This window comes from Bacillus sp. IBL03825 (genome assembly GCF_024712505.1).
In the GTDB taxonomy this organism is placed as follows: Bacteria; Bacillota; Bacilli; order Bacillales; family Bacillaceae_G; genus Bacillus_A; species Bacillus_A wiedmannii.
Window position 1 is genome coordinate 112,315 of record NZ_JAMXKE010000002.1, and the last position, 19,711, is coordinate 132,025.

General features: G+C 31.3%; 11 protein-coding genes. 6 read left to right on the forward strand and 5 right to left on the reverse strand.

Translation table 11 applies throughout. The features are described 5' to 3' along the window. Positions 1 to 253: 253 nt before the first annotated feature. The 3 genes from NHG49_RS28225 to NHG49_RS28235 are packed head-to-tail and all read left to right on the forward strand — an operon-like array spanning position 254 to position 3,466. The gene (locus NHG49_RS28225) at positions 254 to 1,447 is read left to right on the forward strand and encodes a DUF262 domain-containing protein (protein ID WP_098867362.1); all 1,194 of its coding nucleotides are present in this window, start codon (positions 254 to 256) and stop codon (positions 1,445 to 1,447) included. Next, positions 1,437 to 2,567, forward strand: coding sequence for an AAA family ATPase (locus NHG49_RS28230; protein WP_098867363.1), 1,131 nt, complete (start codon positions 1,437 to 1,439; stop codon positions 2,565 to 2,567). Before NHG49_RS28225 ends, NHG49_RS28230 begins: the two co-directional genes overlap by 11 nt. Continuing rightward, the gene (locus NHG49_RS28235; RefSeq protein WP_258126948.1) at positions 2,564 to 3,466 is read left to right on the forward strand and encodes a hypothetical protein; all 903 of its coding nucleotides are present in this window, start codon (positions 2,564 to 2,566) and stop codon (positions 3,464 to 3,466) included. Before NHG49_RS28230 ends, NHG49_RS28235 begins: the two co-directional genes overlap by 4 nt. Before the next feature lie 547 nt (positions 3,467 to 4,013). Here NHG49_RS28235 and NHG49_RS28240 read toward each other — a convergent pair. Beyond that, positions 4,014 to 4,337: a helix-turn-helix domain-containing protein gene (locus NHG49_RS28240; RefSeq protein ID WP_098867365.1), complete on the reverse strand. Its 324-nt coding sequence runs from the start codon at positions 4,335 to 4,337 to the stop codon at positions 4,014 to 4,016. A 160-nt stretch (positions 4,338 to 4,497) separates the two neighbouring features. Here NHG49_RS28240 and NHG49_RS28245 point away from each other — a divergent pair, with 160 nt between their 5' ends. Continuing rightward, complete coding sequence (locus NHG49_RS28245; protein ID WP_098867366.1) at positions 4,498 to 4,686, forward strand: helix-turn-helix transcriptional regulator; 189 nt, start codon at positions 4,498 to 4,500, stop codon at positions 4,684 to 4,686. A gap of 116 nt (positions 4,687 to 4,802) precedes the next feature. Next, the gene (locus NHG49_RS28250; protein WP_098867367.1) at positions 4,803 to 5,213 is read left to right on the forward strand and encodes a hypothetical protein; all 411 of its coding nucleotides are present in this window, start codon (positions 4,803 to 4,805) and stop codon (positions 5,211 to 5,213) included. Positions 5,214 to 5,910: 697 nt separating this feature from the next. Here the strand turns inward: NHG49_RS28250 and NHG49_RS28255 are convergent. The 4 genes from NHG49_RS28255 to NHG49_RS28270 all read right to left on the reverse strand — a co-directional run bounded on the left by NHG49_RS28255 (position 5,911) and on the right by NHG49_RS28270 (position 11,515). Then, complete coding sequence (locus NHG49_RS28255) at positions 5,911 to 7,272, reverse strand: YncE family protein (protein WP_170264842.1); 1,362 nt, start codon at positions 7,270 to 7,272, stop codon at positions 5,911 to 5,913. A 431-nt stretch (positions 7,273 to 7,703) separates the two neighbouring features. Beyond that, positions 7,704 to 8,348, reverse strand: coding sequence for a GNAT family N-acetyltransferase (locus NHG49_RS28260; protein ID WP_001019433.1), 645 nt, complete (start codon positions 8,346 to 8,348; stop codon positions 7,704 to 7,706). Positions 8,349 to 8,448: 100 nt separating this feature from the next. After that, on the reverse strand, positions 8,449 to 10,104 hold the full coding sequence (locus NHG49_RS28265; protein ID WP_001152302.1) for a pyridoxal phosphate-dependent decarboxylase family protein: 1,656 nt from the start codon (positions 10,102 to 10,104) through the stop codon (positions 8,449 to 8,451). A 484-nt stretch (positions 10,105 to 10,588) separates the two neighbouring features. Next, complete coding sequence (locus tag NHG49_RS28270) at positions 10,589 to 11,515, reverse strand: aldo/keto reductase (RefSeq protein WP_258126949.1); 927 nt, start codon at positions 11,513 to 11,515, stop codon at positions 10,589 to 10,591. A gap of 365 nt (positions 11,516 to 11,880) precedes the next feature. On the opposite strand from NHG49_RS28270, the gene NHG49_RS28275 reads away from it, so the two are divergent. Then, entirely contained in the window at positions 11,881 to 19,479 is a 7,599-nt protein-coding gene (locus tag NHG49_RS28275) for a non-ribosomal peptide synthetase (RefSeq protein WP_258126951.1), read from the forward strand. Positions 19,480 to 19,711 lie beyond the last annotated feature (232 nt).

The window sequence follows — 19,711 nt, forward strand, 5'->3', positions numbered from 1 at the left end:
CGGTAGTATAGTTACCTTTTTGATACTTAAGTACAGTTGAAGTTATAATTTTCTAATTGATAAGATAAAGTCTGAATTATAGACTTTATCTTATCAATTAGAAAATTAATTAGTAACCAAGTATTTTTACAAAATCCCGTAGAATATATAAGATATTTTGAGGCATTCTTAATTTGACTGTGTTTTTTTGGTATACTATATACTAATATAAAGGTTTTGAAGTAATACATTATTTTTTAAAGAGGTGTAGATTTTGGTAAATATTAATAAAGAATTTGATATTGAATGGGATATCAATGATTCCCAGTTAGAAGATGATGAAGAAGATCTTTTCGAAGATGATGATGAAAAATCTGATGAAAAACCATTTGATGCTGATAGAATTCGTGTTGATGTAAAGCCTATTTCTGTTCATCAAATGTCTCAAATGATTGAAACAAAAGATGGGGGGCAAATTAATTTAAACCCTGACTTTCAACGGAGAAAAGTATGGAAAGAAAGAAAAAGGAAGTCTTTACTAATAGAATCACTAATGTTAAGAATACCTATACCTGTTTTTTATGTGTATGAAGATGAGGAATCTGTTTGGCATGTTGTAGATGGTCTTCAAAGAATGAATACAATGTATGATTTTATTAAAGGGAAATTTGCTCTTACTGGTCTTCAATACCTTACCAATAACAATGGAAAGAAATTCTCTGAACTAGATCAAAAGTATAAAAACCGAATTAATACAACTACACTTACTATAAACGTTATAGATTCATTAACTCCTCCTCAGGTTAAATATGACATTTTTAGAAGAATTAACACTGGTGGTGTTCCTTTAAATTCTCAAGAAATTCGTAATTCAACTGCTAATAAAACAACACGTGAATTTTTCAAATCATTAGTAGCTCTTGAATCATTTCAATTAGCTTCAAATTCAATTAATGATTTAAGAATGCAGGCGCAAGAATTAATATTACGTTTCATAGCGTTTTATTTAAATTATAACATCGATACAGAGGAAATATTTTACAAAAAAGGGATGGATGGCTTCTTAGATAAGACATATGAAGTGATTAACAAATTACCGAATAAGGAACTTGTTAAACTCAAAAATAATTTTGATAATGCCATGAAAAATGCGCACCTTTTATTTGATAAGTATGCGTTTAGAAGAATCACGTATAAAGAATTAGATAATGCTAATGAGCCAAAATTAAAGCCAATTAATAAATCCTTGTTCACTTGTACAAGTATAATATTGGCTTATTATGATTATGAAGTAATTAAAGTTTTAAATGTTAATGATGCAATGTTAAAAAGATTAGCGCTAGAAATATCTACAAATAAGGAATTTGATGAATCACTATCAAAGGGAACTGGCGATGTAGCAAGAATAAAAACGCAATTTTCAACAATGAAAAAAATTATTAGTGAGGTAATTGAAAATGCTAGATAAATTAGTTATACATAACTTTAAGTGCTTCCAAAGAAATGAAATCTCTTTTAAACCCTTGACTATATTAGTTGGAGGAAACGGAGTAGGTAAATCTAGTGTAATACAATCATTATTAATATCTAAACAATCTTTAAACAAACTGGAGCCAAACCAGGTAAATGAGGGGTTAGAATTTGAAATCGAGTTAACAGGCCCTTATCTTTTAAATCTTGGTTTTCCAAAAAATATACTTTCAAGTAATGCGGATTCAAAACAAATAAGTTTTTCTTTAATAAATGATTTAAAGCAAGAAATAAAATTAGATTTTACTTTTCCTGAAATTTATGGAGAACATTTATTACAAGGAAAAGTTGTCAAAGTTGAAAACCATTTAAACATTCCTTTACAGAAAGATTTTAGTTACCTCAATGCCGAAAGGTTGGGACCGAGGGTTGGATTACCTTTAGGAACAAACTCTGAATGGAATGTTGGATATAAAGGAGAGTATTCTTCACACATACTATTTCGCGCTGACAACTCTAATATGAAAGTTCATGAGTTACTTAAGGTTGAGGGAGATTCTAGTCGATTTTCTAGACAAGCAGAAGCTTGGTTGCAGGCAATTGTACCAGGTTTGCAACTTGATTACAAAATTATTGATGATGTAAGTTTAGCATCGCTTAAATTTAAAAGTACGTCTTTAGATACAGACTTCTTGCCAGCACCCAATACTGGATTTGGTATCAGTTATACTTTGCCAATTATTGTTGCGGGATTAATCCAATCCATACAGGGAAGTGGAACTTTAATAGTTGAAAATCCTGAAGCACACTTACATCCTCTTGGGCAATCAAGAATTGGAAGATTTCTCGCTAGAGTTTCTATGACAGGGGTACAAGTCATTGTAGAGACACATAGTGAGCATGTAATTAATGGTGCAAGGATAGAGATGGCTAAATTAGAGAAATCTGAAGATATGAAGGTTAATTTTTTCAATACTAAAAATAATAATATTAATATTGAAGAATTACATATTAACAAAGTTGGAGAATTATCAGATTGGCCGAATGGATTTTTTGATCAGGAACAATACGATTTGAAAGAATTATTTAATATGAAAAGGATAAGTAACAAAAAATGAACATTTCAATGATACTAAAAAATGATTCTTTTACGCATACGGCTAATCAAAACAGTGCCCCACTTTATGACCTTTTGGCAGATCTTCAAGAGACAAAAGAAATACTTACTAACCTTGGTGAAAAAACTTATAGAGATGATAGGTTATATATTCAGGAATTTTCTAGAGATGTTGAATTATACAAAATCCTTTTTGAAAAAGAGTACCAATTAAAAGCAGGTATCACTGGTGAAGAATTAAAAATGTTAAACAAAATAGTTGAACAAAATTCTAATATTGAAAATCAAGAATATGATAAAATCGTTGGAGAAATATTACAACAACAAATTAAAAAACCATATGCTTTACTTTGTTGTTATTTGACAGAAACAGCGCCCTTTCATACCAATACGCCAATTGCGCTACTAAATGTGAGAAGGGAGTTGTTGCAACTAGTCAATGACCCTGAGGAATTCGTTAATGCTTGTTCTCTATGTTTCCCAAATCTATACTTACATTCTAATATAGTAGATACTATTAAAGGTTTAAGTGCCCCTTTTATAAAGTTTAAGAATGAAATTATACGTCACCTTATTGCTATTAATGATATTTTTCACCCTGTATACAATGAAAATCGAACAGGAGGGATAAATGAAAGTCTAAGAGTCTTACAAGCAGAAGGAAAGTTAAACTGCTCATTAGAAGGAAATCCAGAGTCTGCTAAAAAGAGATTTATGTTTAAATTTAAAAATGCCCTGGATAGAGACGAAGTATTATTGTGTGAGCCCCATACTAAATTAGAGAAAACTAACCAACCAGGTGACACTGAGTATAGATATGATAGGATCTATTTTCATGGCGGTAAAGAAAATATAGCTAATGGTAAAACACTTATTGCTCATATTGGGTGTCATCTGTAACACAAGACATTAAAAGGAGTACCTGTATCGTTTTCTAATTAAAGTTAAAACTTTTAAAGTCTTTCTATGTTATAGAAAAATGAAATGTAAATTTTTAATTAGATTGTGACTTTGATAGCTTTTAACTTCTAATCAATATATAAGGTCAGAAATACTAGATGTTAAATAATAGGGAAATGAGGAATTTGAAATATTTGATTTTAGAGTCATTACGAGAGTAAAAGAATAGTTGATTTATTCAAGAACTATTTCAAAAATTTGCGATGCCAGCATAATTACTAGATGTTTCGGAATAAAAGTTGATAGAATTGTTTTCGCCCCTCCATATAATCATGAGGATCAAAAGTTATTTATTAAATTTTTAATAAAATCATAAACGTGGAAAAAATTGTTATTGACCAAACAGCAAAAAGTTTAGCTTTCAAAAAGAGACAAAAGTTTGCTACATAAAGAAAACCCCTTGACTATCAAGGGGTTTTTCATGTGATCCCGCCTGTTCTCGAACCAGCGACCTCCACCCTGTCAAGGTGGAGGTCTTTTAAATAATCTAGTCTTCTCTTTGCATTATAAACTCCCAAAACTTTTTTAATTCCTCACGTTTTTGAGGAGTAGCATTTTTGATATCTTTAAACCATTGATGAAGCTCAGGATCTTGTAAGTCTGTAACTTGCCTTATTTCGGTTGTACCGAGGAGGTAATCAATTGATACTTCAAAGAAAGTGGCTAATTTTATCAATGTATTATAATCAGGTTCTCGATTTCCTTGTTCATACATTGCATATGTAGTTCGAGCAATCCCTAGTTGCTTTGCCATGTCTTCTTGACGCAGTTTGCGTTCTTTTCGAAGAGTGTGTAGTCTAGTGCCAAACATATGCTACCTCCTTTTAGGTGTTTTCTATTTCAATTATAACGTCACAATATGTAACATTTAATAAAGTACACGAAATGTGTAAAAAACATTGATTTTAAACTTGTTATTATGTAATATAATCATTAGTTACACATTTTGTGACAATGAAAGAGGGGGAAAAATGAGGTTTTGGTTATTGGAAAAACGTATAAATAAAGAGAAAACACAAGATTATATTGCATATAAGGCAAGAATATCTAGAAGTATGTATGCAATGATTGAAAGTGGTGAAAGAAATCCAAGTGTTCCTGTCGCAAAGAATATAGCTAAGGTACTAAATTTTGATTGGACTCTTTTTTTTGAAGATTAATGTCACGATTCGTGTAATTGGAGATGTGATAAGTTATGTTTCTATATTGTTTTCCTAAAACGAAATAAACTATTAATTGTTTTTAAGAAAATATTAGATAAGGGAAGTGTTTAAATATGAATATGAAAACATTTGAAATGCGCGAAAAACGATTAGCAGAACTATTAGGTGCAAAAGTATTATGGGAATTTATAAGTGCTGTCACAGAGGAAATTGAAAAACAAGAATTAGAGTCTACACCAGGTTTATTAGAAGATCTATTTGTACATGTGAAAGAAACCATTCAAATTCAAAATATGAATCAACGCATAACAAAAGCCCCTGTAAAAATAGGGGCTGATGGTATAGATAAAGATATATTATTTATGGAAGCATATGTAGAATTAATTAATCATAAATTTCTTATTTCTGAATTAGCTGCAGAGCTTTCATCTGTTCTAAAAGAATTAAATTGTTTTGTTCAATCATCTTTGCCACTGCTTCAAAGTGAGCTTGATTCTCAAGAACCTCAATCTGCTTCTCTTTAGGGAGTGATTGAAGTATTTCTTTTATTTCTTTACACTCGTATATGTTATTCTCCGAGTCTTCGATTAATTTATTGCGACGATTGGTGTATTCAAGTGCACCTAAAGTCGCTAATGCGCGAGGATCTAATCCTAGAATTTCCATGTATTCCTCTCCTTTCCTCTACAATAATTCGATAGGGGAAAGGAGATTCCTTTAATGATTTGGTAAATTTTTAATATAGCCATATAATATGATATTAATTAGTGGAATGTTATGTAGCAGGAATAAAATAGAATTAGACTTAAAAGAACTTCTAAAAAACATGAGAAGAAAGGGGAATCCAGTAATTTCACTTCTTTTTCTTAAATTCTCTACATATGGAACGGTTGTTTACTTGTATAATGAATTTTAAATTGGATTCCTTTAAGAAGATTAGATAGACATAAGGAATAAGGTATGCATTTGTAGATAAACAAAATGAAAGAGAGTTGTTATGGAAAGAATGATAGAAAATATTCAGGAGTTATTAGATAATATGTTTTAAAGTGTTCAAGAGAGTAGCCGTATATAAATCGTTACTTAAAAAGTAAAAACTTAGTCCTTGAATATAGAGAAAGGACTAAGTTTTTTGTATATATGAAATATTGAGTGTATAAAGTTAAATTAAGTAGGGCTCTAAAACCTGAGTGTCCCTTAAATGTTAATAAGCATTAAACTTTATATTGCAATACTTCCTGGCGATGCTCCAACCGTTACTACTGTATTTACCGTATAATCAACGGAGTTAAGGATCGTAACTGTGTTTTGTTCTGGCTGGGCAATATAGATGAATTCCCCATTAGGTGTAAAGGCAGCGTCTGCTGGTCCATTGATAGAAATTGTTCCTGTAGATAGTCTTTGTGCTGTATCAATAATATTGATTTCATTGTTTGTTTTGTCTCCTAACAATGCTAGAGGTTGATTAGGTGAGAGAGAAAGAAACGAGTTGTAATAGGCCCCAGTAAGAATATCTCCAATCTTTTGGAAAGTAGACAAGTCAATCACTGTAAGAGTGGTCCCAGACGCCACCATTTCTTCTGTAACATAAGCGAATCCATCAAATAAACTGATTTCAATAATGTTTGGATAATCATTTGAAGTAGGACGCTCTTCTACGATATCACCTGTATTTAAATTAACTTTTATAATACTCCAAGCGTTAGCATTTACGATGTAAGCGTATTGTCCATTTGGATCAATGGCTATACTTGAAAACCCACTTACTCCGATTGAGATCGTATTAGAGATCGTTTGAGTTAGAATGTTAATTGTAGTAATATCCATTGATTCAGTTGAAATATTTAGTATATATGCGAACTGACCGTCTGGAGAAAATGCAATATCAATCGGTTTATTTATTGAGAGAGTAGAGGTAATGGCAAGGGTTTCATTTGTAATTATAGAAACACGGTTATCATAAAAGTGCGAAACTAACGTATATGTTTTATTGGGGTTAACAGCAACCTTAATTGGCTGATAAGGGAGATCAATTATTTGCTGAACAGTCTGTGTTGCTGTATTAATTACTGAAAGAGTATTATCATCTTGATTTGCTGTAAAAGCATAAATAGGAGGATTTGGTGGCACTGGTAAAAGGGAAAGGGTGCCACTTAAGATAAACGTATTATCATCTTGTGGTGTGATTGTTAGACTCTTAAGTTTAAAGCCACTAAAATCAAAGCAGCAATTAGAATCCGTTGTATAATAAATAATCTGATTGATGGAGAATTTGTGCCATTTAGAAAAAGCTGCAGCTCCTTGTCCATATTGATTTTGAACAGGGGAAATACTAACAAGCATAGAAAGTACACCATAGATGCGAACACTGTGTACTGGATAGGAACCATCTGGTAAATCAGTTTGAAGAAGACAAGGGTTCGGTGTTTGTAGCGTACATGGTTCAAATGCACATTTTAAGCGGTTTGTATTCCAGGTGACGGCACCAGTATAATTGGTATCATTAATTATATATCCTTCAGGAGCTTTAATTGAAACCTCAAAATTTACATATTGATTGCACGTACCTTGGCAAGGTAACATGGACTTCACTTCCTTTATTAAAAATTATGTGTTATTTCTTTTGGTATATAAAGTTACTTACATACCATATTAAGAAAAAACCTATGCCTTTTTATGAAATGAATCTATTTGAAAGGCATCTACTTGTTGATACAACATACAAATAGGTAGCAATATTCTATATTATGCTTCCTATTTTCTAATGCTTGTACATATAGTGGTTGTTTTAATTTGGATAAAAGTTAATCCAATAATGGTATAACATGTTGAAGTAAATAGAAGGTGGATACCGCTAGGTTAAGTTGAGAAATAAGACATGCTGAGAAAGTGTTATTAATTCGAATAAGTTAAAGCTTAAAAGGTGTCACCTAAGTTAATTTGAATATCTATTACTAATGCACTCTATATAGAAGACTAGCTGCACTCAAGTACAGCTAGTCTTCTTCACAAACTTATATGGCCTCGATGACAAATTGGGATTGAGGTATATATAGTAATTGGGCTGCTAAGGAAGTTGTTGTATTAGCAAATGGGTATGCTTCCTTATAAAGAAAATTACTATACACTATTTCATTCATTTCATAGGTCGTACACAGTTTTTTTAGGATTTTTTGAGAAATTTTATTTGTACAAGCAGCAATAAAATCATAATCTCTTTTACTTATTTCTTGAATGGCATGTGAAAGAAGGGTAGTGACTATACCACTTCCCATCCAATCTGGATGACAAGCGCCCATATCTAGATAGACCAGTTTTTCTTTATCTAAATGAGAAAACTCAATAGATTCTGTCTCTAATGTATCTAAAAGTTGAAAAATAGGTTCCATTTGTGGGCATAGTTCAATCGCTTTCTCTGTATCTATTAGTGGCTGGGTTAATTTTTTTGTTAAAAGAACTCCAATAATTTGAAAATTTTCTATTGCTACAAATGACATAGCTTGAGATACAGCTTGTTTCATCATTTCTTCGCACATTTTGTGAAAAGGAGCAAAAGGAATTTGTAAACTGCTTACAAGAGGTTCATTATTCACAAAAGAATGTGCAAGTAAATGTGCTGCATCTTTCACGTGGTGTGTATCAAGTAGCTCTATATTCATATGTTTTTCCTCTTTCCTGATATAGTGAATAGTAATTAAAAGGATTAAAAATTTTATTTCATCTAGTTAAGTTTAACTATTAAAGCGCTAACAAATATGGTTATGAAACATATGAATGAATCTGTTTAGTAGCAATCGAAATATGTTCATAAAGAAATTCTACGATCTCATCTATACATTCAACAGTTGTATATGGAGAGATAGAAAAGAATTTTAATGTAGAAATCGGATTTCTATCATAACTGTTTATTACATCTACTACACAAGAACGAGTTGTATCACCAAAAAATACTTGATCGCGATTTTTTCCTAGGTAATTAAATAGTTCTATATTTAATCGGTTTGTATCCTCAATCTCTTCTTTTGTTGCAAGGCCAATTCGTTCTTTTTCCCAATTTTCTTGGCCATCTCCATTCAGATAGAAACGGAAAGTTGTAATTGGTCCATATGTAAAATCATTTGTGATTGCGACTTGAGGCAGGGCCTTACGCAACTTCTCTCTAAATAATAGATTTACACGGATATAATTTGCTAATATTTTTTGATATCCTTCAATTCCAAAGGCTAATAGATTGATATACATTGGAATAGCACTACCAGATCGTGAACATTCTAAGGTATAGCCTGTATGATAACTTCCATATGACCTATTACCAAGATAAGGTGTGTCATCTTGTTCAATGTCCATCAGTTGTAAATCAGTATGATTTTTTACGATTAAAATACTTGAAGCATAAGGTGTTTGTCCTAATTTATGAAAATCAAAACATACACTATCAGCAAGGGACATATATTGCATTTTATCTTGTACGTATTGTAAGGCATTTTTTACATTAGATTCAAATGAGAGTGGATTTTCTTCAAAACTATAATTATTAAAGAAACTATAGAATCCGCCCATTGCAGAATCAGCATGGATATAAATCGGTTTTAATTTATATTTTTTCTGTATTGCTTCAGCGCTCTCTTTAATTTTTCTTATATCATCAATAGTAAATGTGTCTGTTGATCCCATGGTAGCTAGAATATAAAGGGGGATACCGCCATTGTTAATAACTTGTATCATTTTAGCCTCTAAATCTTCTATATCCATAGAACTTGTATAAGGATCAGTTTTCACTTTTATTAAGTGATTTGACCCAATACCAGTTGCTTCAGCTGACTTTAATAAACTATAATGTGCATTTTCAGAAGCAAAGCAATATACATTTTGTGGAGCACCATGTTCTTTTGCCGATGGAAATTGTTTAGAAATTGCTAAGCGTAAGCTCGAAAATACACAACCTTGTCCACCCCATGTGGTATATCCACCGCTATTATGTGGATTATAACCTATCAGTTTTGAAAGCATGGATACCACTTTTACTTCTGCTTCTGCTGCCCCTGGACCATATACATCCCAAACACCATTACCATTTAAAAGTGCCATTGTCATTACCCCTAATAGTGAAGGTATACTTGGTAGTGGTACAGCGTTAGACAAGTAATATTTATTTGGATACGGATGTCCATTCATAAATTGGTTTAGCTCTTCTATAACCTCAGACATAGTGATTCCAGCTAGTGGAATATGACTTTGGTGAATTAAGCCATTGTAGTATCCTTCTGATTTTTCCTCACATTTACCTAAAGTAGCTCGCTCTTCATTTTTTAATTGGTCAAGATTTTTAATTATTTTCTGCATAGATTCTAATAAAAGTTGTTGTTTTTCTTCATTTCCGTCAACGCTCGGAAATAGTTTTAAAATATCTTGCATGCAGTCACTTCTCCTTGTGAAAAACTGGATTTTTATTTTACTTGGTTAAACATAAGGGTATAATAATTTGTAATTGCCCTTTTGAATACTTAGAAATGAGGAGCTATTTAGAAAAAAATGTAATTCCATAGAAGATTATATGAATTATGGAATTTAAAGTAAAGAAAAATTTTTTGATTTATTTTAAAAAAAGTAATTGTGAGATAATGAAGTTTCTAAAAATATTTCTGAATTAATTGTTTATTCGGTTTGCATGTTGCCTTAGCATGTATTCAACTAGTGTAGTAGATATTTTAATATAATGTAGAACGTATTATAAGGTAGTTGAATAAAAGGGTTCAACTACCTTATAAACTGTAGATATTGCTGAGAAAAGGGAAAAAATAAGGTGGAAGTGTTAAAGATATGTTTTAGTGGAGAAGAAGTAATGGTATGGATTTGGTAGCTACATCAGTTTGATTTTTATGGGAGAATAACGAGCTGATCAAAGCTTTTTAATGAATTCAATTTCATTATCTAATAATAATGGACGAGTTAAGTGGGAAGAGTTTTCTTCAACCTGAGTAGAATTTTTTGCACCAGGAATAGCAACTGAAACGGCAGGGTGACTTAAAACATAACGTAAAGCAACTTGCGCTAAACTTCGATTTGAGCGTACAAGTGAACGTAATTTCTCTACTTTGTTTAAGCTATCTTTAAACCACTTTTCTTTGGGCCAATCTTTTCTTAAATCATCGTCTGGAAATTGAGTTTCATGATTAAATTTTCCAGTTAAAATCCCCATCTTAAGTGGACCTCTTATCACAGCACCTAAATTATGTTTTTCAATATAATGAAGGATGTCTTTTTCAGGTTCTTTATTCAAAATACTATAATCGAATTGTACGACATCTAAATCATTATCTTGATTAAAATGTCTTATATAATCTAAATCATTAGTAGAAACACCAACGGCTCTCACTTTACCAGATTTTTTTAAGGTTTGGAAAGCTTGTAGAAAGGCTTCTGTTTCTTCATGTTTATCCCACCAAATATGACAAAAGTACACATCTATATAATCCGTTTTAAGCCGCAGTAAACTAGCCTCAAACGCATCAATGATCTTTTGAGGATCTCCATAAACGGCTGGTTGATTTGGGTCATAATGATGACCAATTAATCCACCTTTTGTAGAAAGAATGATATCCTGCCTGCGATTATTTATGGCTTTTGCAACGAGTGTTTCACTATGACCTAATCCATAAACATCAGCAGTGTCAATAAAGTTGACTCCTAGGTCAATCGCTTTCTCAATTGCATCAAGTGATTCATTATCTTTTACTGCTCCCCATTCATCTCCACCAATCGCCCACGAACCGAATCCTATCTCTGAAACTATTAACCCGGTGTTACCTAATAATCTATATTCCATTATGTACGGACTCCTCCTTTACAGTTTATGTTATTAGAAGTATATATAGTGACCAGTTGGAATATTCTTGAATTTATATTCGGAGTATAAATTAGACTATTTCCTTTAATAAAATATGTAAGATTGCTGTATAAAAAGAAATTAGAATTATTAGTGAAATGGTTTTTTATGCTTAAATTGAATAAAAGTATGAATTGATACAGTATAAATATGAGTTTTATTCATAATTTTAATAACTATGCAATAAGCGAAATAAATGTTGAATTTAGTCGGAAAATATAGATTTACAAATTGCAGAATGTGTACATATAGTTGTAACTGTAAATATTATCCGTTTTTAAATATTTATAAAAGGAGAAATTCATATGAAAGAAATACAAAAGAAATATGAAATTGTAGAAGAATTGGATGTAACAGTAGGCCAAGAAGCATTATGGATAGCTCATCAAATGGAAATAGAAAAAGGAATGAACAATGAACCGATTATAATAAAGTTAAAAGGAAAACTTCAAATAGAGGTTTTAAAGAAAACGCTTACTACGATAGTGCAATCACATCCGGCGCTACGTACAATATTTAAGAAGAGGGATGAAAAAATAAAGCAATTAATTCAAAAGAATGTAGAATTTGATATACCAATTAAGGACTTAACTGCTTTTAAAAACACAGAACAAAAATCTATTTTTAAAAATTTCTTAGAATCTATAGTGAATGAGAAATTTAGTTTAGAAGAGGGGCCTTTGTTTAAATTCCACATTATTAAATTCAGTGAAGATACATTTGTTTTACATTTAATGTTTCATCACATTATTTACGATGGATGGAGTTTAGGAGTTTTCATCCGACAATTATCCAATACGTATGGTGAATTACTTCAAGGGAAGACAAATGTAGAATTTGAATTTCCTTATAAGAACCTCGTAGAGTATGAGGAGGGTTTTATTGATAGTGCAATATATAAAGAAGGATCATCGTATTGGAAAGATTATTTACAAGGTGAATTAACTCCTACAGAGTTTCCTATTGATTTTAATAAAATAAATGAAAAGAGATATACAGATCAAAATATAAGCAAGAATATTAATTCGGATCTATTTTATCAAATACAATGTTTTGCTAAAAAAAATAATATAAGTATTTATCGAGTAATGTTAAGTACTTATTGTACATTACTTCATCAAATGACAAATGCTGAAGAGATAATTGTTGGTATTCCAATTAATACTAGACCACATACAGAAGAACGAGATACTTTTGGCTACTTTGTTAATACAGTACCTATACGTATAACAATAGAAAAGGGAGAAACATTTAAGGGGATACTTAATAAAGTTAATAAATCTATTCATCTAGCTATTACGTATAAACATAATCCTTATTCACATATAGTAAAAGATTTAAATCTAAATACAAATACAAATCATAATATGGTATATTCCACAGCATTTAATACGATGAAGATACCGGAATTAAAAATTCCGGATATTGAGTCAACAGTTTTAACAGATTGTAAAAGAGTAAATCCTTTTAATATGACCTGGAGAATAATGAGATATGAAGGGGAAACAGAGAATAAAATTGAGGTTGACTATAACTCAGCATTATATAAACCAGAGAGTATTAGTGATTTAGTTGAAAGATATATATATTTGTTGCAAAAACTAATAAAGAATGTGAATGAACCTATTCATTCATTGGATTTGCTTTTAGAGAAAGATCATCGTCTATACAAAGAAATGAATTTAAACGCTCTTACGTATCCTAATTCAAAAACACTAGATCAATTAATCGATCTACAAACATTAAAATCGCCAAATCAAATAGCAATTTCTATGGGGGATAAATCCATTACCTATTATGAATTGCAGCAAAGGTCAAATCAAATAGCGAATTATTTACGTGAAAATGATTTGGAAAAGGGACAACGTGTAAGTATTACAATGGAAAGAGAGATTGATATCATTGTATGGATTCTAGGTATCCTAAAATCAGGTGGAGTTTATGTACCAATTGATCCAAAGTTTCCTGAAAAAAGAATAGAATATATCTTAAAAGATAGCGAAAGTCAAATGATTATTACGAAGAAAGAATACAGGGGATTGGTTGAAAGTTTTGCGATTCATACAATTTATCTAGATGATTTTCATTACGCTAATTCTATAGAAAATATTGCGCCTACACATACCATAGAAGATGCAGCTTATATTATCTACACGTCAGGTTCAACAGGTTTGCCAAAAGGAGTCGTTGTACCACATAAAGGAGTTATTAATTTATCATATTCAGTAATCAATACATTTAATTTGGGTAAAGAAGATGTATTTTTACAATTTGCAACGATCATTTTTGACGCCTCCATTATGGAAATATTTCCGATTTTGCTATGTGGAGGGAGAATGCATTTAATTTCTGAAATCGAAAAACGTTCAGCAGAGGAATTTATAAATGTAATTCAAAAGAATGGTATTACAAATGTGGTTTTACCAACTGCGTTTTTTAAATTAATAGCTGATATGCCAAAAGAAATGTTACTTAAATTAAATTCTGTAAAACGTGTATTTGTAGGAGGAGAAACTTTACCTTCTGAATCAGTTCGTAAATGGCAAAGTAAATTAGGGTTAAAGATTCCAGTTCTTAATGCATATGGTCCTACTGAAACTACTGTATGTGCAACGATGTATGAAGTAAATGGTGAGATACAAAAAGAAATCTCTAATATCCCAATAGGTAAACCAATTGCTAATAGTGAAGTTTTCGTGGTTAGTCCGTTTAATACGTTATGTCCGTCAGGTGTAGTAGGTGAGTTATTTATTGGCGGTGATGGAGTTGCCAACGGATATTTAAATCAAAAGGAAAAAACAAAAGAGGCGTTTATTTCTTTCGATAAATCCTATAATTATGATAAAAAGATGTATCGTACTGGAGATTTAGTACGTCTTTTACCGAATGGAAATTTAGAATTTATCGGAAGGAAAGATAATCAAGTAAAAATACGTGGGTATCGAATTGAGCTTGATGAAATCGAAGGAACATTATTTAAACATCCAGAGGTGAGAGATGCTGTAGTATTCACTTATCAAAACGACAAAATCGTTAGTTTTTATTTATCAAAAGACAATACAGAACTAAAACAAGAGGCATTAAAAACATTCTTAAGTGAAAGTTTACCAGATTTTATGATTCCAAATTATGTATTTCACCTTGAAAGTTTTCCTGTATCACCAAGCGGGAAATTAGATAGAAAAAAATTAGAATTACAAATCCCATCTTTACTTGCAAACATGCAGAAGCAATATGTCCCACCAATAAGTGAAACAGAAAAAAGATTGGCAAAAACATGGGCAGAGATTTTAAATTTAGGGAAATATAGAATCGGCAGAGATGATGACTTTTTTAAACTTGGGGGACATTCATTGATTGCTGTGCAAGTGTTAAATCAAATTCAAAAAGAGTTTCATCTAAAAATTGAAATTAGAGATATTTTTGAGCATACAACGATTGCTAGTCTGTCTGCTTACATCGATAAATTAATGGCAGTAAATCATGATAGGGAAGAACAGGAGACGCAAGTATTAAAAGTTGCAGATAAGGAAAGTTATCAATTATCAAGTGCTCAAAAAAGAATCTGGTTTTTAAATAAGTATAACGCCATTAATAGAGTATATGATACACCACTACACATATATATTGAGCCGAGTTTAAAAAAGGATATTTTACAAGATACCATAAGATTTTTAGTTGAACGACACGAAATGCTACGAACAGTGTTTATTGAAAGAAATGGGGAGCCTAGACAAGTCATCTTAAACTCAATAGCGATTGATTTGATTCACGATGAGATTGAACACATGTCTAAAAAAGAACAACAAGAATATATACGTACAACAATAAATCAAACGGATCATACACCATTTGATTTAGAAAATGGCCCTCTTTTTAGGATTAGAATTTTTAATCTGAATAAGAAACATTCTTATTTATATATCAATTTACATCACATTATTACAGATGAGTGGAGTGTAAGGAATTTATTAGATGAATTAATGAAGGTATATAGTGCCTTTGCAAAACGTAGAAATCCTGAGTTGCCAACTATCTCTAATCGATATGTAGATTATGCTGAGTGGGAACAGGAGCAGTTAAATTTAGGTCGGTGGGATACGGAAAAATCTTATTGGATGGCCGAACTTGCAGCACCTCTTCCTATACTAAATCTTCCTTTAGATTTTAGTAGGAATCGTCAAAGTACAAATAAGGGTACAGTATTTGAAATGAAGTTAGATAATGAAATGAAAGAGTCTTTGAAACAAGTATGTGAACAAGAGAATGTTTCTATGTATATGCTATTTTTAGCAGCGTATATTCAATTGTTACATTATCTAACGGATCAAAAAGATATTATTGTAGGTACACCGGTTGTTGGAAGGAATCATCAAGAATTTGAACAAATACAAGGATTCTTTGTAAATACCCTAGCAATTAGAACACAATTAAATGATGTGAAAAATTTAACACAGCTATTACAAGTAGTGAGAGAAAAATGTTTGAATTCTTTCCAAAACCAATCGTACCCATTTGATAAAGTAATTGAACAAATAAATCCCGATAGAAGCTTTGGAAATAACCCGATCTTTTCTACTATGTTTAGTTATCAGAAAGATATTCTACAGCAACATGATGCGTACAAGCTTCAATTGTTACCTAATAAACAAGATATTAGTAAGTTTGACATTTCTTTAGCTGTTGAGGAAGGATTTGATTATGTAGGGGTTTCATTTGAGTATGATATTAATCTCTTCAAGGAAGAGTCAATTAATAGGTTTACTCAAAATTTACTTACTATACTGGACGCATTCATTCATCAACGAACAGTAGCATATGAAAATCTTTCATTCCTATCACAGGAAGAAGAATCTTTATATAAAAAGGTAAATCATACAGAAAGACCATATCCTTATTTTCAAAATATACAGGAGCAATTCCATATGCAAGTAGATAGACAACCCGATCGGATTGCTATAGCGACTGCAACGGAATCTTTAACATATAGACAATTAAATATGAGCTCTAATCAAGTAGCTCAACATTTACTCGAAAAAGGTATAAAAAGAGGTGATAAGGTAGCCATATTTTTAGATAGAAGTATGAATAGTATCGTTTCTATGCTTGGAATATTAAAAGCCGGTGCTGCCTATATACCAATCGATGTAAAATACCCTGAGGATAGAATAAATTATATAGTTCGTGACAGTGAGGCATGTAGAATTATAACGAGTAACAAATTTAAAAGTCATTTGAATGTAAGTGATTATAAGGTTTCAATAATAGAGGATATATATCGTACGACTATAAATGATGATGTAAAAATTTTAAATAAACCAGATGACTTAGCATATGTAATTTATACTTCAGGCTCAACAGGAAAACCAAAAGGTACATTATTAACGCATAAAGGAGTATTAAATTTAGTTGAATGGAGAAATGAAGTGTTTCAGATCTCTCCAAATGATAAAGTAACACAGTTTTATTCCCATAGTTTTGATTCTTCAGTATCAGAAATTTTTTCTACCTTGTTAAATGGGGCGGAACTATATGTATTAAGTGATGAACAGCGCTATTCAACTGTCGCATATGCTCAAGCTATTCAAGAAACTCAAGCAACTATTTCTGACTTACCAACAGTATTTTTCAATGAATTATCGACTTCATTAACGAAACTGGATAGCGAAAAGATACGTTCTTTAAGATTTATAATAATGGGAGGGGAAGCTGCATCAACAAATGCTATTAGAAGTTGGCAAAATACTTTTAAAAACCAAGTACAGCTGGTAAATGAGTATGGCCCTACTGAAGCAACCGTTTCAGCAATGTATTATTTCATACCAGTTTTAGAAGGCGACAATAATCTTTTAGGAAGCATACCAATTGGTATTCCTATTTCTAATACAAAGGTTCATATATTGAATTCATATATGCAACATTGTCCGGTAGGGGCTATGGGTGAATTATATATTGAAAGTTTAGGATTGGCCCAAGGGTATTGGAAGCAGGAAGAGAAAACAAAACAGGCATTTATACTAAACCCATTTTCAGAAGACAATAGTAAAAGATTATATCGAACAGGTGATTTAGCAAGGTGGTTACCAAATGGAAATATAGAATTTATGGGGAGAAAAGATAAGCAGGTTAAAATTAGAGGGCACAGAATTGAATTAGGAGAAATAGAAGATGCAATGTTACAACTTGAGGGGATAAGTCAGGCTGTGGTAACACAAACGAAAGATGGAATGTTACTGCAAGCTTATTATAAAACAGTGGACGGTATAGGGATAGAGAAAGATAAGTTAGCAATACATTTATCAAATGTATTGCCAGAATATATGGTCCCTAAATATTACTCTCATGTGTTAGAAATACCAATAACGGCGAACGGGAAAATTGATTTTGAAAAGCTGCCCAAAATAGAGTTTGATTATGAGCAAAACGATGAGTGCAAACTTAAACCTCAAACTAAAGTGCAAAAAAACATTGCAAAAGTATGGTCTGAAGTTCTAAACATAAAATCTATAGGTTTAAAAGATGATTTCTTTAATTTGGGTGGACATTCTTTAAAAGTTATGCCGGCATTAGTCAAATTAAAACCGTTATACCCTAACTTGAAAATTCAAGATTTCTTTAAGTATAGAACAATAGAAAAATTAGCCTCTCATATTGAAAAGATGGAAGATATGTCGTTCAAGAAAGAGAAAAATATGAATGTAGCTCGTATGGAAAATGAAACGAAAACGACTCCTGTTTATGAAACAACTAAATTAGAAGAATGTGAGTTAGATATGGTAAATTATCCAAAAGCAGTTTTTCTTACAGGGGCAACAGGATATTTAGGGGCACATATTTTAGAACGGTTATTACAGTTGCCATCTACGACTATATACTGTTTAGTAAGAAAAAATGAGAATCAAGTAATTGGTGCAAAGTTAAAAGAAAGAATGGAGTTTTATTTCGGTAAAGAAATCCTTCAAAAGTTAGAGGAGAGAGTAGAATTAATTGAAGGAGATCTATCTTTGATGAATCTAGGTCTAGATTCAAAGCAATTGGACCATTTAAAGAATAAGGTAGAGTCAATTATACATTGTGGTGGAGAAGTTAGACACTATGGAGAACGTGAGCATTTTCAAAAGGTAAATGTTCAGTCTACAAAATACTTATTGGAATTAGCTAAGAACACAAATGCACGTTTTCATTATATATCGACTTTAAGTGTAGTAGGTCAGGCTGAAAGCGATCCAAAAGAATTTGAATTCTTTGAGTCTAATTTTGATAGAGGGCAAAATTTAGATAATCTGTACCTAGAAAGTAAGTTTCAAGGCGAGAAAATGGTCAGAGAAGCAATGGAAAAAGGAGTTCGTGCCACGATATACCGTGTGGGGAATTTAGTGGGTAACTCTAAAACAGGTAAATTTCAATACAATATTAATGAAAACGCATTTTATAGATTATTAAAAGGGATATGCCTATCTAGCATAGCTCCTGACGTCAATACGTATGTAGATTTAACGCCTGTAGACTATGGAAGTTTAGCTATTACTGAATTATCTTATAAGGCCAATACAGTAAATAAAACCATGCATATCTGTAATCCAAATCAGCTTAAATGGAATCAATTTATTAATAGTTTACAATCTTTTGGATACGATATCCTGCTAATGAAACAAGAGAAGTATATAGAGAAGTTTTTTAATACGAATCTAACTACTGATGAACAGAAAGCTTTAGAGCTCATAATGCCTTTATTAGAATCTGTAGAAGAGTTATCAGTAGCTATACCATCTTGTTTATACACGCAAGGATATTTGAAGAATATACATTGTTTAGAGCCAAATCAAGAGTATATCAATTTGTTATTAAATTATGCTATGAGTATCGAGTTTTTACCAATCATTAAAGAACCAATATTGCTATAGAATATATAATCGATTTTGAACAGATTGGTTTATAAATATGAAGTTTTGAATATTTGTTTACTTTCGCTTGTTATTTGGAAAAGTAAAAAGAACTTGTAGTTTTATCTACAAGTTCTTTTCGATTAAAAGGTTTATACATTTAGTTGGTTGGATAGTATTTCAATTCTTCATATTACTAACAGAAGAAATTAACCAAGACAAATAATTCTTTTCAATAAGAGAAAAAATACAA

Coding starts and splice junctions, on each gene's coding strand:
- NHG49_RS28230 (WP_098867363.1), top strand. CDS start 1,437: ATGCTAGATAAATTAGTTATACATAACTTTAAGTGCTTCCAAAGAAAT.
- NHG49_RS28235 (WP_258126948.1), top strand. CDS start 2,564: ATGAACATTTCAATGATACTAAAAAATGATTCTTTTACGCATACGGCT.
- NHG49_RS28240 (WP_098867365.1), bottom strand. CDS start 4,337: ATGTTTGGCACTAGACTACACACTCTTCGAAAAGAACGCAAACTGCGT.
- NHG49_RS28245 (WP_098867366.1), top strand. CDS start 4,498: ATGAGGTTTTGGTTATTGGAAAAACGTATAAATAAAGAGAAAACACAA.
- NHG49_RS28250 (WP_098867367.1), top strand. CDS start 4,803: ATGAATATGAAAACATTTGAAATGCGCGAAAAACGATTAGCAGAACTA.
- NHG49_RS28255 (WP_170264842.1), bottom strand. CDS start 7,272: ATGTTACCTTGCCAAGGTACGTGCAATCAATATGTAAATTTTGAGGTT.
- NHG49_RS28260 (WP_001019433.1), bottom strand. CDS start 8,348: ATGAATATAGAGCTACTTGATACACACCACGTGAAAGATGCAGCACAT.
- NHG49_RS28265 (WP_001152302.1), bottom strand. CDS start 10,104: ATGCAAGATATTTTAAAACTATTTCCGAGCGTTGACGGAAATGAAGAA.
- NHG49_RS28270 (WP_258126949.1), bottom strand. CDS start 11,515: ATGGAATATAGATTATTAGGTAACACCGGGTTAATAGTTTCAGAGATA.
- NHG49_RS28275 (WP_258126951.1), top strand. CDS start 11,881: ATGAAAGAAATACAAAAGAAATATGAAATTGTAGAAGAATTGGATGTA.